This is a genomic window from Streptomyces sp. RK9, from assembly GCF_045070545.1.
GTDB classification, from domain to species: domain Bacteria; phylum Actinomycetota; class Actinomycetes; order Streptomycetales; family Streptomycetaceae; genus Streptomyces; species Streptomyces alboflavus.
In genome coordinates, this window is sequence record NZ_CP173703.1 from 2,606,772 (window position 1) to 2,617,974 (window position 11,203).

Consider the following 11,203-nt stretch of genomic DNA (forward strand, 5'->3'; position numbering starts at 1 on the left):
GTGGGTGTCCCCTTCGGGTGGGACAGCCCCCGCCGAATCGGCGCTTCGCGCCTCGTCCTCAATCGCCGGACGGGCTGAAAACTCGCCGGGGCGGGGCGGGTGCGTGCCGCCGGGGTGGCTGAAAGGTGCTGGGTGGGTGGGCCGGAGTGGCGTTGTGGTGGGAGGTGGTTCGGGGCTGAAGGTGCCGCGTTGCTGCACGGCCGGTGCAGGTTTGGGCGGGTGGGTGGGAGGAAGCCCCTCCGGCGTTTGAGGAGCGGGGGTCTGGGGGCGGAGCCCCCAGTTACGGGAAGGGGTGGGGTTGGGGAGCCTCCGGCAGGACCTCCAACGGGGCGCGGCCGGGGCGTAGGGCGCCGTCAGAGACGTAGCCCTCGGGGCGGTCGGTGAGTTCGGTGGTGAGGCGGGTGCGCCAGCGGGTCACGGAGGCGGGTCGGGACGGGGCCAGGTCGTGACGTTCCTGGGGGTCGAGGGTCAGGTCGAAGAGCTGGTCGCGGCCGCTGCCGGAGAACCACACATACTTCTCCCGCCCGTCGGTGAGCCACTGCATGGACTCCCCGAAGAGGACGTGCTCGCCGTGGAGCCAGGGCCGGGGCGAGGGAAGAGGCTCACCCCGCGCCGCGGGGAGCAGACTGTAGCCGTCGAGGCCGTCCGGCACGGCAAGACCCGCGCAGTCGAGCAACGTCGGCATGACGTCCCGCAGTTCGACGAGGGAGTCGGCGACGACCCCGCCGGAGGGCAGCGCGCCCGGCGGCCCGGCGAGCACCAGGGGCACCCGGGCGGACCCCTCGTACGGATAGGCCTTCCGCCACAGCCGGTGCTCACCGAGCATCTCGCCGTGGTCGGAGGTGAAGCACACCCACGTGTCGTCCCCGAGCCCGAACTCGGCGAGCGCGGTGAGGAAGCGCTGGATCTGCTGGTCGATGTGGGCCATGTGGCCGTAGTAGCCGGCGCGGGCACGCCGGACGGTCTCGGCGTCGTACGTCGCGTAGTTGGCGTCGGCCCGGCTGTCGTCGCGCCAGTGGGCGAGGGAGTCGGCCCAGTCACCCACGACGGGCTCCTCCTGGGGCACGCCGAGGAACTGCTCGAAGGCCCAGGCGGGCGGATCGTAGGGCGGATGGGGCCGGTGGAAGGAGAGGTGGAGGAGGAAGGGCGAGGTGACGTCGCGGCGGTAGAGGAAGTCGACGGCCTCGGTCACCACCCAGTTGGTGGGGTGCAGCCGCTCGGCCCGGGGCCAGGGGCGGGCCACGACGCTGTTGCAGTCGAGGCCGGTGTCGGCGTAGTCGGCCCCGGCGCGCTCGCCGGGCTGCCGTTCGAGCCAGGACAGGTAGTCGTCGTGGAAGCGCGGGTCGACCCGCCGGTCCCGGGCGGCGTGCAAGTACCCGTCGTGGAGGGTCACTTCGTCGAACCCGATGCGATTGCGCTCGGGGAAGGCGTGCAGCTTCCCGATGGCCCGCGTCTGGTACCCGTGCCGCCCGAACTCGGAGGCCAGCGTGACGGGATACTCCCACGGCACGCCGTCCCGGTAGCCGGTGCGGCGGTGCGAGGTCTGGGCGAGGCCGGTGTGCAGGGCGGCGCGGGCCGGGATGCACGACGGCACGGCGGAGTACGCCTTGTCGAACCGGGCGCCGCGCCCCGCCAGTTGGTCCAGGTACGGCGTGCGGACCACGGGGTGCCCGGCGGCGGACAGGCAGTCGCCGCGCCACTGGTCGGCGGTGATCAGGACGACGTTGCGAGGCATGCGGCTCCTGTTGACGGAGGGTGACGCGACGGGGTCCGGCTCGTTGTACGTAACTTTGCCCCGGCCCCGGCTGTCAACGTGACGATCACGCTTGTCACCGGCACGTGCGGGGTGCGAGAGGCCCGGGGGAACGCCCGTGCCGACGGATTCGAATGCATCGTCGGAAACCTCTCCTTGGGGTGAACTCACGCCGCGTTGCTGACTGTTCACTCTCAGTGCGTAAAGATTCCGGGTGTCGGGAGGGCGCCGCCAGGCGCATCCCCGGCGTCCCTGGTGCCGCGCGCACGCGATGTCCCCGTGTGGCGTGCGCGGTCGGTACTTCCGTGACTCAAGTGAGGGTTCCACCACCTTGACCAGCAACGCCTTCCGCAGACTGCCCGGGCGCCGCATCGGCGCGCTCACCGCCGCCACCGTCGTCGCGGCGGGCTCCGCGGCCCTCGCCGCCGCGGGCACCGCGCACGCCACCGACGACCACCGCGGCGGCCGCGCCGACGCCGTCGTCCTGCGCACCGGCCTCAACGTCTCCCTGCTCGACAAGACCGTGAACCTCCCGCTGAACGCCGTCCTCAACGAGGTGTCCGCGCCCGCGAGCGCCCAGAAGACCGCGCTCACCGTGAAGCTGGACGGCGTCGACGGGGGCCGCCCCGTCAGCGTGCTGCGCGCCGACGTCGCGACCGCGCGCGCCACCGTGAAGGGCGGCACGGCCCAGGGCTACAGCAACATCGCCCGCGCGAAGGTGCATCTGCCAGGACTGCCCGTGCTGCCCCTCGTCGAGGTCGACCAGGTGACCTCCAAGGCCCTGTGCGTGTCCGGGAAGCGGCCCGTCGCCGAGTCCAAGCTGCTCGGCGGGGTCACCGTGCTCGGCAAGCGCGTCGCCGTGAAGGCCTCCGGCACCACCCAGGTGTCCGTCCCCGGCGTCGGCGACGTCCGCCTCGACCTGTCCTCGGCCCGCACCACGTCCCGTACGGCAGCCGCGGTCGCCCTGCGCCTCAAGGTGTCCGTCGACCCCCTGAAGCTCGGCGTCGCGGCCGTCGACGGCACGGTCACCCTGGCCGGCGCCAACTGCACCACCCCCGGCCCCGGGCCCAAGCCCCTGCCCGAGCCCCAGAAGGCCGAGCCCGCGCCCCAGGGCAAGCCCGCCCAGCCGGTCGCCGCGAAGAAGGAGGCCCCCGACGACAACCTCGCCGAGACCGGCGGCAGTTCCTCCACCCCGTACGTGGCCGGGGGCGCGGTGGCCCTGGTCCTCGCCGGAGGCGGCGCCCTGGCGCTGACGCGCCGCCGCCGCGGCTGAGCCGACTCCCGGCCGGGGTGCCGACGCCCCGGCCGGGTCCCGCCCCTGCCCGTGACTGGGGGCTCCGCCCCCAGACCCCCGCTCCTCAAACGCCGGAGGGGCTTTCTCCCACCCACCCGCCCAAACCTGCACCGGCTGCGCAGCAGCGCGGCACCTTCGGCCCCGAACCGCCTCCCACCACAGCACCACTCCGGCCCACCCACCCGGCACCTTTCAGCCCACCTCCGCGGCATGCTCTCAGCCCACCTCCGCGGCATGCTCCCGGCCCACCTCCGCGGCATGCTCCCGGCCCGCCCCCGCGGCATGCTCCCGGCCCGCCCCCCGGCATGTTTCCGGCCTGCCCCGCGGCGTGCTTCCGGCCCGCCCCTGCGGCGTGCTTCCAGCCTGCCCCGCGGCATGCTCCCGGCCTGCCCCTGCGGCGTGCTTCCGGCTCGCCCCGGGGCATGTTTCCGGCCCGCCCTGCGGCACCTTTCCAGCCCGCCCCGGCTGTATTTCAGCCCGTCCGGCGATTGAGGACGAGGCGCGAAGCGCCGATTCGGCGGAGGCTGTCCCACCCGAAGGGGACACCCACCCCCGGGGCCCAGGGGCGCAGCCCCGGTTTCGGGAAGGGGCGGGACTGGGGAGCCCCCGGCAGGGCCCGCCCACGGCCTCAGGGCCCGACGGCCAGCACCCCCCGCAAAGCCCCCAGAAACGCGTCCGTCGTCCCCCGGTCCCGCACCGCCACCCGCAGCCACTCCGCCCCGAGCCCGGGAAACGTGTCGCCACGCCGCACGGCGAACCCCCGCTCGCGCAACCGCGCCCGCACGCCGAGCCCGTCGGCGACCCGGACGAGGACGAAGGGCCCCGCCGCGGGCCCGGCCACCGAGACGCCGGGCAGCTCCGCGAGCCCGCCCACGAGATACCGCCGCTCGGCGGCCACCCGGTGGGCCACATGGCCCGCCTCCGCGAGCGCCCGCGGCGACACGCACGCCTCCGCCGCGGCAAGGGCGGGCGACGACACCGGCCACAGCGGCTGCGCACGCGACAGCTCGGCGACGACCGCCGGGTCGGCGAGGACGTAGCCGATGCGCAGCCCGGCGAGCCCCCACGTCTTGGTGAGGCTCCGCAGCACCACGAGCCCCGGCACGTCGACCCGCCCGGCGAGGGCCTCGTGCTCGCCCGGCACCGCGTCCATGAACGCCTCGTCCACCACGAGGACCCGCCCCGGCCGGGCGAGCCGGACGATGTCCGCGGCGGGATGCAGCACGGAGGTGGGGTTCGTGGGATTGCCGACCACGACGAGGTCGGCGTCCTCGGGCACGAGCCCCGGATCGAGCCGGAACCCGTCCTCGGCCCGCAACAGCACCCGCCCCACCGCGTGCCCGGCATCCCGCAGCGCGGCCTCCGGCTCGGTGAACTGGGGATGCACCACGACGGGCCGCCGCACCCGCAGCGCCCGCGCGAGCAGCACGAACGCCTCGGCGGCCCCCGCCGTCAGGAGCACCCGCTCCACGGGGACCCCGTGCCGCGCCGCCACCGCGGCCCGCGCCGCCCGCCCGTCGGGGTAGGCGGCCAGGCCGTCGAGGGACGCGGCCACGCAACTCTTCAGCCACGCCGGCGGCGTACCGGCACGGACGTTGACGGCCAGGTCGACCAGATCGCCGCCGCCCCGCACCTCCACGTCCCCGTGGTGCCGCAGGTCGACGTCGGGCGCGGCGACGCCCGCCGCCGGACCGTCGGCGACCCCGGCCTCAGTGGGAGTGCGCATGGCTTCCGTGATGTCCGTGCCCGTGACCGTGACCGTGGTCGTGCCCGTGGTGATGGTGGCCGTCGTCGTCGGGGTGGAAGTGCGGCTGCTGCGGCAGGCCCACCTTGTCCTCGAAGCCCGGCAGCGCCACCCGGTACACACAGGTGTCGCAGTTCATCCGCAGGTCCCCGCCCACGGCCTCCCGGTACCGCTCCATGACCAGCTCGACCAGCTCCTCCTCGGGGCCGATCACATCGGCGGACAGCACCTCCACGTCGGGGTGCGCGGACGCCCAGCCGTCGGTCTGCTGCCGCACCCGGTCCGGCAGGATGCCGGTGAACAGGAAGTACGGCAGGACCACGATGCGCCGCGCGCCCAGCGCCACGCACCGGTCGAGGCCCGACGGCACGTCGGGCGCGGCAAGGGACACGAACGCGGTCTCCACGCCCGCGTACCCGCGCCCCTCCCACAGCAGCCGCGCCGCCTTGAACACCTCGGAGTTGGCGTCGGGGTCCGTCGAGCCGCGCCCCACCAGGAGCACGGTGACGTCGGCCCGGTCCTCCGGCGTGCGCACCGTGTCGCCGAGCGCCTCGTCGAGCCGCCGCTCCAGGACCTTCAGGATCGAGGGGTGCGGGCCCAGCGGACGGCCGTAGGAGTACGAGATGCCGGGGTGGCGCTCCTTCTCGCGGGTCAGCGCGGCCGGGATGTCGCCCTTGGCGTGCCCGGCGGACACCAGCATGAGCGGCACCGCCGCGAACCGTTTGACGCCCCGTTCGACGAGCTCGGTCACGGCTTCGCCGAGCGGCGGCGGCGACAGCTCGATGAAGCCGCCCGCGACGGGCAGTTCGGGGTTGCGGCGCGCCAGCTCCGCGACGAAGTCACGGAACGCGGCGGCCCCGGCGTCGTCGCGGGTGCCGTGGCCGGCGATGAGCAGTGCGGGCGGGGTGGTCACTTGTTCTCCTCGGGTCGGACCCCGGCGCCCGGCGCCGGGGGGTGGTACAGCAGGGCGTTCAGAGCGGCCGATGCGACCGCCGAACCCCCCTTCTCGGACACGTTGCTGACGGCGGGAAGTCCGCTGGCGCGCAGCGCCTCCTTGGACTCGACGGCGCCCACGAAGCCGACCGGCAGGCCGATCACGAGGGCGGGCCTGGCGTCGAGCAGCAGCAGCTCCTCCAGGGCGGTGGGCGCGCACCCGATCACCCAGAGCGCGCCCGGACCCACCTCCTCGTACGCGAGCCGCACAGCATGCGCCGAACGGGTCAGCCCGGCAGCGGACTTGGCGTCCTTGAGCCGGCACACCGTCTCGCGCCGCGTGATCCCGGCGGCGACCATCTCCACGTCCACGACGACGGGCGCGCCCGCGTGCAGGGCGGCGTGGCCGCGTACCAGCGACTCCTCGTCCGTCACCAGGTCCCGCGCGTAGTCCAGGTCCGCGGCGGAGTGGATGACGCGCTCCACGACGGCCCGCGTCAGCGGCGGGAAGTGCGAGGTGTCGAGCCGGGACCGCAGCCGCCGGAACGACTCCTGCTCGATGGGGTGCACGACGCGTGCCGTGCTCTGTCCGTCGGCCATGGCGGTCACACCCCCTGCCAGCGGTAGCCGCGGGGCGTCACCATGCGGCCCGCGATGGCGCGGGTCGCGGTGTTGCCGACGGTCACGACGGTCATCATGTCGACACTGTCCGGGTCGAGCGCGGCCAGCGTGGTCAGGCGCACGCTCTCGTCGGGGCGCGAGGCGTTGCGCACGACACCGACGGGCGTCGAGGCCGCCCGGTGCTCGGCGAGCAGTGCCAGGGACTTGGGCAGCTGCCAGTCACGGCCGCGGCTGCGCGGGTTGTAGAACGTCACGACCAGATCCGCCTCGGCCGCCGCACGCACCCGGCGCTCGATGACCTCCCACGGCGTGTGCAGGTCGGACAGGCTGATCGACACGTGGTCGTGGCCGAGCGGCGCGCCGAGCAGCGCACCGGCGGCGAGCGCGGCGGTCACTCCCGGTACGCCGACGACGTCGATGTCGTCGCCGGCCTCGGCGAGCGCGGGCGACGCCATCGCGTACACGCCCGCGTCGCCCGACCCGATCAGCGCCACCGCGCGGCCCTCGCGGGCCTCGGCGACGGCGGTACGGGCCCGCTCCTCCTCGGCGCCGAGCCCCGACTCGACGATGCGCGTCCCCGGCCGCAGCAGGTCGCGGATCTGGTCGACGTACTGGTCGAGGCCCACGAGCACGGCGGCGCGCCGCAGTTCGTCGCGGGCGCGGGGCGTGAGCAGGTCCCGGGCGCCGGGCCCGAGCCCCACGACGGCGAGCCGCCCCCGCGCGGGCCGCCGCACGATCGCACAGGTCGCCATGGCGGGCCTGCCGTCCGCGCGCTCCGACTTCCGCTTCGGTACGACGAGTTCGCCCCCGCCGCGCAGCGCCGCGGCCTCCGCGACGGACGGCGTCCCGACGGCGGCGAGCGGCGCCCCCGACGGATTCGGCACCTCGACCCCGGCCAGCTCCTCGGCGCCGTACGTCACCAACGGCACCCCGAGCCGCCCGGCCGCCTCCACGATCCCCGCCTCGTCCCGCTTGGCGTCGACGGTGGCCAACTCCCGCACACAGAGGGCGGAGAGCCCGGCCTCCCGCAGCGACTCCCGCACAAGCCCCAGCACCTCGTCGACAGGCGCCCCCTTGCTGGCCCCGACCCCCACGACGAGCGAGGGCGGCCGCAGCACGACTTCCCGCAGAGCGGGCTCAAGGGCGCGGTCGGACACGCGCACGGTCGGCTTCCCGCCTTCACCCCGTGGGGCGGGGCCGGCGGAGCCGAGAGCTTGGGGAAGGGTGGGCACAGCCCAGTGCGGGGGTGCCGATACGTTCGACGGCAGGGCAGGAAGGGGCCACGCCAACTCCGCCTCCAGGGCGACGGCCTCCCCGTCCAACATGGCCCGGGTCACCCCGGCAACATCCCCCTCCACGGGGAACCCGAGCGTGTCCAGCCCCGGCACGGCCACCGCGTCCGTGGCGGTGGTGATCACAGGCTCGGCCCCGAGCACCTCCCCGACCTCCCGAGCCAGCGCATTCGCGCCCCCGGCATGCCCACCCAGCAGGGCGACGGCGAACCGCCCACCCTCGTCGACACACACGACCCCGGGGTCGACCGACTTCCCCGCGAGCAACGGCGCGGCCAACCGCACCACGGCGCCCGCGGCGAGGAAGCAGACCACCTGCTCGCACTCGCGGAACGCCCGCTCGAAGGCGTCCCGCACGGGACCCTCGTACACCCGCGTACGCGCGGGCCAGGCGCCGGCGAGCCGTGCACGCGCACGCCCACCGGCCTCCGTGGCGGAGATCAGGCCGATCACTGAACTACCCCTTCGGTAAAGGAAGTCGAACCCAAGGGCTCCGCGCCCGGCGCAGCCGGCCGCGTACCCCACAGCAGAAACACCGGATTGGTCGCGGCGAGCCGCGTGACCTCACCCGGCAGCGGCGCGAGCCGCGAGGACTGCAACAGCACCCCGTCACAGTCGAACCCGGCCCCGAGCAGCGCGGCCCGCACCGCGGGCACCCGGTCGACCGCGGCGAGGGACACCACCACGGCCCGCCGCGCCCGCCGCGCGCACGCGGTGACGATGGCGGGCAGCTCGCGCCCGCCGCCCCCGACGAACACGGCGTCGGGGTCGGCGAGGTCGGACAGGACGGTGGGCGCCGCCCCGTGCACGGCGAGGACGTCGACGCCGTGCGCGGCGGCGTTCGCGCGGACACGCTCGACGCCGTCGGCGGTCTTCTCCACGGCGGTCACGGCGGCGCCGAGCCGCGCGCACTCCACGGCGACGGAGCCGGACCCCGCGCCGATGTCCCACACCAGGTCGCCCACGCGCGGCCCGAGCCGGGCGAGCGCGAGGGCCCGCACCTCGAACTTGGTGATCATCGAGTCCCGGTGGCTGAACTCCTCCTCGGCCAGGGCCCACCGGCCGGGCCCGGTCCGCGGCCCCGCGACGGTACGGGCGGCCGCGGTGACCGCGCGCTCCTCGTCGAGGCAGAGCACGACGCTGACCGAGGCGCCCCAGTCGCGGGCGGCGGCCTCGGTGGGGGTGACCCGTTCCACGCGTTCTCCGGCGGGGTCGCCCAGGGCGGTGGCCACCACCAGCGTGCGGCTCTCCGTGCGGCGGGCCAGTTCGGCGCCCAGTTCGGCGGGGCCCGCGCCGGGGCCGGTGAGGACGGCGACCTTCGGGTGGGCCCGGCAGGCGTTCACCGCCGTGCGCAGGTGGCGCCCATGGGCGCTCACCACTACTGCGTCGTCCCAGGGCAGGCCGACCCGCGCGAACGCCGTCGCCACGGACGAGACGGCGGGCCGGACGTCCAGGGCGTCCGGCCCGAACCTGTCCGCCAGGGCGCGCACGATGCCGAAGAACCCGGGGTCCCCGGAGGCAAGGACGACCACCCTTGCCGGGGCGTGGGGAGAGTCATTGCTCCGCGTCCGTGGTCCCGCCGATCGGCCTTCGGCCTCGTCCTCAATCGCCGGACAGGCTTTAGATATCTCGCCGTCTGCCGACAGGAGCCGTTCGATCGCCTCCAGCGCGGGCCCCAGCGGGCCGAGCACCACCTGCCGGACCCCCGCAGGCACCCCCGCCGCCTCCAGATGGCGGCGGCCGCCCACCACGAGGGCGGCGCCCCGCACCGCCGAGCGGGCCGCCTCGTCCAGGGGTGCCCCCGTCCCCGTACCGAAGACAGTGATCACCGTTCGGACCTCTCGGCGCGCAGGGCCGCGCGGGCCTCGGGGTCGGCCTTGCGGAAGCCGTGGAAGTGGCCGGGGTGGTACAGGTGCGAGCGGGTGCCGTGGGCGCCGAGGGCGGGGCCGACCAGGAACAGGGTGTGCTTCCACAGCCGGTGTTCCTTGACCGTCTCTTCGAGCGTCTCGACGGTGCAGGTCAGGACCAGCTCCTCCGGCCAGGTGGCCTGGTACGCGACGACGACGGGCGTGCTCGTCGGATAGCCGCCCTCGAGCAGCTCCCGCACGAGCTGGCCGCTGCGCGCCGCCGACAGGAACAGCGCCATCGTCGTGCCGTGCCGTGCGAACTCCCGCACCTCCTCGCCGGGCGGCATCGGCGTCTTGCCGCCCCCGAGACGGGTCAGGATCACGGACTGGGCGACCTCGGGAATGGTCAGCTCGCGCCCGGCGATGGCGGCGACCGCCGAGAACGACGAGACACCCGGCACGATCTCCGTCTCGACGCCGAGCTCGGCGCACCGGTCGAACTGCTCCTGCGTGCCGCCCCACAGCGCCGGGTCACCGGAGTGGATCCTGGCGACCTTCAGGCCGTCCCGCGCGGCCCGCTCGTACACGGCCACGACGTCCTCCAGGGACATCACCGCCGAGTCCAGGATCTCGGCGCCCTCGCGGGCGTGCTCCAGGACCTCGGCCTGCACCAGGCTCGCGGCCCAGATCACCACGTCGGCGTCCGCGATGGCCCGGGCGGCCCGGAACGTCAGCAGATCGGCGGCGCCGGGTCCGGCCCCGACGAAGGTCACCTTGCCGGTGGGGGCGGCGTCGGCCATGGGGAGGTTCCTCTCATACGGACTGCTACTGGCTCGTACGGGTTCGTACCGACTCGTACGGACTCGTGCGGAACGGGGACTGAAGAAGACGTGCGGCCCGGGGACGGGGCCGGGGGAGTGGCCCGTGGGGCCGGGGGGCGGGTGCGCGATGCGGGCGCGGGCTCAATCGGCTAGCAAGAGCGCATGGCGGTGTTCGTGGCGCTCGGCGCGTTCGTGATGACACTCGTCGGCGGCTGGACCGCCGGGCGGGTCACCGACCGGCGCCATCTGGTGCTCGGTCTCGCGGGCGGCCTGATGCTCGGCGTCGTCGGCCTCGATCTGCTCCCCGAGGCCCTGGAGGCGGCCGGAGGACCGGTCTTCGGCGTACCGGCGGCGCTGCTCCTGGCCGTCGCGGGCTTCCTGTTCGCGCACGTCGTGGAGCGGCTGCTCGCGCTGCGCCGGTCGGCGCACGGGGCGGACGAGCACCCGGGCGGCCGGGTCCCGGAGGTCGGCCTGACGGCGGCCGCGGCGATGGTCGGCCACAGCGTGATGGACGGGGTCGCGATCGGCGCCGCGTTCCAGGTGGGCGGCGGCATGGGCGTGGCGGTGGCGGTCGCCGTCATCGCCCACGACTTCGCGGACGGCTTCAACACGTACACGATCACCCGGCTGTACGGGAACGCGCGCCGCAAGGCCGTCGCGATGCTGTTCGCCGACGCGGTCGCCCCGGTCGTGGGCGCGGCGACCACGCTGGCCTTCACCATTCCGGAGCAACTGCTCGGCGGCTATCTCGGCTTCTTCGGCGGCGCCCTGCTCTACCTCGCCGCCGCCGAGATCCTGCCCGAGGCCCACCACGACCACCCGGCGCGCTCGACGCTGCTCTGCACGGTGGCGGGGGCGGCGTTCATCTGGCTGGTGGTGGGCATCGCCGAGTGAGCCG

At 75.0% G+C, this 11,203-nt stretch carries 9 protein-coding genes; 2 read left to right on the forward strand and 7 right to left on the reverse strand.

What is annotated here, in order from left to right:
* Nucleotides 1-280 precede the first annotated feature (280 nt).
* On the reverse strand, nt 281-1,735 hold the full coding sequence (locus tag AB6L24_RS10535; RefSeq protein ID WP_405654504.1) for an arylsulfatase: 1,455 nt from the start codon (nt 1,733-1,735) through the stop codon (nt 281-283).
* A gap of 349 nt (nt 1,736-2,084) precedes the next feature.
* Between AB6L24_RS10535 and AB6L24_RS10540 the strand changes: the two genes are divergently transcribed.
* The gene (locus AB6L24_RS10540; RefSeq protein ID WP_405654506.1) at nt 2,085-3,026 is read left to right on the forward strand and encodes an SCO1860 family LAETG-anchored protein; all 942 of its coding nucleotides are present in this window, start codon (nt 2,085-2,087) and stop codon (nt 3,024-3,026) included.
* Between the two features lie 649 nt (nt 3,027-3,675).
* On the opposite strand, the gene cobC is transcribed toward AB6L24_RS10540, so the two are convergent.
* Genes cobC through cobM form a run of 6 tightly spaced genes read right to left on the reverse strand, consistent with a single transcriptional unit; the run spans nt 3,676 to nt 10,284 of the window.
* Nucleotides 3,676-4,773: an Rv2231c family pyridoxal phosphate-dependent protein CobC gene (gene cobC, locus AB6L24_RS10545; RefSeq protein ID WP_405654508.1), complete on the reverse strand. Its 1,098-nt coding sequence runs from the start codon at nt 4,771-4,773 to the stop codon at nt 3,676-3,678.
* Nucleotides 4,757-5,704: a sirohydrochlorin chelatase gene (locus tag AB6L24_RS10550; RefSeq protein WP_380851159.1), complete on the reverse strand. Its 948-nt coding sequence runs from the start codon at nt 5,702-5,704 to the stop codon at nt 4,757-4,759. Before AB6L24_RS10550 ends, cobC begins: the two co-directional genes overlap by 17 nt.
* Nucleotides 5,701-6,324 carry a precorrin-8X methylmutase gene (locus tag AB6L24_RS10555; RefSeq protein WP_405654510.1) on the reverse strand — a complete coding sequence of 208 codons (624 nt, stop codon included), beginning with the start codon at nt 6,322-6,324 and terminating at the stop codon, nt 5,701-5,703. Before AB6L24_RS10555 ends, AB6L24_RS10550 begins: the two co-directional genes overlap by 4 nt.
* A 5-nt stretch (nt 6,325-6,329) precedes the next feature.
* Nucleotides 6,330-8,090, reverse strand: a complete 1,761-nt coding sequence (cobJ, locus tag AB6L24_RS10560) for a precorrin-3B C(17)-methyltransferase (protein WP_405654513.1) — start codon at nt 8,088-8,090, stop codon at nt 6,330-6,332.
* Nucleotides 8,087-9,466, reverse strand: coding sequence for a precorrin-6y C5,15-methyltransferase (decarboxylating) subunit CbiE (cbiE, locus tag AB6L24_RS10565; protein WP_405654516.1), 1,380 nt, complete (start codon nt 9,464-9,466; stop codon nt 8,087-8,089). Before cbiE ends, cobJ begins: the two co-directional genes overlap by 4 nt.
* Nucleotides 9,463-10,284, reverse strand: a complete 822-nt coding sequence (gene cobM, locus AB6L24_RS10570) for a precorrin-4 C(11)-methyltransferase (RefSeq protein ID WP_405654518.1) — start codon at nt 10,282-10,284, stop codon at nt 9,463-9,465. The genes cbiE and cobM overlap by 4 nt, the downstream gene beginning before the upstream one ends.
* A 183-nt stretch (nt 10,285-10,467) precedes the next feature.
* Here cobM and AB6L24_RS10575 point away from each other — a divergent pair, with 183 nt between their 5' ends.
* A complete protein-coding gene (locus tag AB6L24_RS10575) occupies nt 10,468-11,199 on the forward strand; it encodes a ZIP family metal transporter (RefSeq protein ID WP_380851143.1) in 732 nt (243 codons plus the stop codon).
* Nucleotides 11,200-11,203 lie beyond the last annotated feature (4 nt).

Excerpts from the sequence above, each read along its gene's own strand:
- cobC (WP_405654508.1), bottom strand. The coding sequence starts at position 4,773 with ATGCGCACTCCCACTGAGGCCGGGGTCGCCGACGGTCCGGCGGCGGGC.
- AB6L24_RS10575 (WP_380851143.1), top strand. The coding sequence starts at position 10,468 with ATGGCGGTGTTCGTGGCGCTCGGCGCGTTCGTGATGACACTCGTCGGC.
- AB6L24_RS10535 (WP_405654504.1), bottom strand. The coding sequence starts at position 1,735 with ATGCCTCGCAACGTCGTCCTGATCACCGCCGACCAGTGGCGCGGCGAC.
- cobM (WP_405654518.1), bottom strand. The coding sequence starts at position 10,284 with ATGGCCGACGCCGCCCCCACCGGCAAGGTGACCTTCGTCGGGGCCGGA.
- AB6L24_RS10555 (WP_405654510.1), bottom strand. The coding sequence starts at position 6,324 with ATGGCCGACGGACAGAGCACGGCACGCGTCGTGCACCCCATCGAGCAG.